The 685-nt window shown below is 62.0% G+C and carries 1 protein-coding gene; it reads left to right on the top strand.

The window, feature by feature from the left end:
- A partial coding sequence (locus ACTHUR_RS14515; protein WP_440399283.1) for an L-serine ammonia-lyase, iron-sulfur-dependent, subunit alpha occupies positions 1-685 on the top strand: 685 nt, incomplete at both ends.

Genomic DNA, 685 nt, shown 5'->3' with positions numbered 1-685 from the left:
CTAAACACCCGAACGGGCTGAATTTCACCGCCTACGGCAAAGACGGCGGCAAACTCAAAGAACAAATTTACTACTCCGTCGGCGGCGGCTTTATCGTTACCGATCAAGAGTTTGACCAACAAGCCGAACAAACGCGCCAAGTCCCCTACCCCTACACCAGCTGCGCCGAACTGCTCGCCCAATGCCGCATGAACCAGCTCGACATTTCCGAAGCCGTATTGGCAAACGAAGCCGCGCTTGTCGGTTGCAGCGAAGCCGAAATCCGCCGCCGCGTCGCCGGCGTTGCCGACGTTATGGAAGGCTGCATCAAACGCGGGCTGGCAGCGGACGGCGAACTACCCGGCGGCTTGAACGTCCGCCGCCGCGCCCCGCAGCTTGCCGCCAAACTCAAAGCCCTGCGCGAAACCGAAATCGTCAACACCCAACTTTGGCCGATGGTTTACGCCATGGCAGTCAACGAAGAAAACGCCGCAGGCGGACGCGTCGTTACCGCCCCGACCAACGGCGCTGCCGGCATCATCCCCGCCGTCCTGCACTACTTCCGCAAGTTCAACCCGCACGCCACACAAGAGCGCGTCGAAAACTTCCTGCTCACCGCAGGCGCCAGCGGCATCCTCTACAAAACCAACGCCTCCATCTCCGGCGCGGACGTCGGCTGCCAAGGCGAAGTCGGCGTCGCCTGCGC

It is taken from the genome of Neisseria sp. P0021.S007 (genome assembly GCF_051956855.1).
This window is presented reverse-complemented; position numbering and strand designations above follow the sequence as displayed.